Origin of the sequence: Endozoicomonas atrinae (genome assembly GCF_001647025.1) — a bacterium.
GTDB classification, from domain to species: domain Bacteria; phylum Pseudomonadota; class Gammaproteobacteria; order Pseudomonadales; family Endozoicomonadaceae; genus Endozoicomonas; species Endozoicomonas atrinae.
Window position 1 is genome coordinate 1 of sequence record NZ_LUKQ02000756.1, and the last position, 563, is coordinate 563.

Sequence of the window (563 nt, forward strand, 5' to 3'; positions counted from 1 at the left end):
AACTTCTCATCCGTCAAAAGGCTTTTGTCTTCTACAGCCTTAATCTCATGGGATGAGAACTGGCCTCTATCCGTCCCTGTCACAAATTCCTCGCCGGTTGATTTGAGGCGATACCGTATCCAGTACTCACCGCTATCAACGGGCTCTGCGAATTGCTCTAAGAGGTAAGGGTTATAGAGGTGGAGCTCACAGCCGGTCTTTTGAACTGCCCTCGGGATCTCCATGTCATGCCTGACACAATGCCATTCACCGTCATCTATCGGTGTGCTGTGCATGCAGGTCCGACAGTTGACGAGCGGGGCTTCGTCTCCGTGGCAGACTCCGTGGTGGTTGCAGAACTTGCACTGATACCAGCTCGGGTCTTCGTGGATTTTTTGGAGCGGCCGATCGCTCGCTATGATGGCATCTGCCCGGTCAATGATGCCTTTGCCAGCCTCGGGATCGAGGCGTATCCGCTCACCGTAGAGTTCATCCGTGTTTTTATTGACCGCAATGTAAAAGGCTCTCGTCAGCTTTGGCTCTGCCAAGTACATATAGCTCTGCATCTGGATATAGTGTTCAGG

General features: G+C 52.4%; 2 protein-coding genes. One reads left to right on the top strand and one right to left on the bottom strand.

Going from position 1 to position 563, the window contains the following annotated elements; genetic code table 11:
- A partial coding sequence (locus AK963_RS36385) for a hypothetical protein (RefSeq protein ID WP_238593912.1) occupies positions 1-224 on the bottom strand: 224 nt, incomplete at its 3' end.
- A gap of 3 nt (positions 225-227) precedes the next feature.
- On the opposite strand from AK963_RS36385, the gene AK963_RS36390 reads away from it, so the two are divergent.
- The coding region (locus AK963_RS36390; RefSeq protein ID WP_238593913.1) for a hypothetical protein at positions 228-563 on the top strand (336 nt) is incomplete at its 3' end.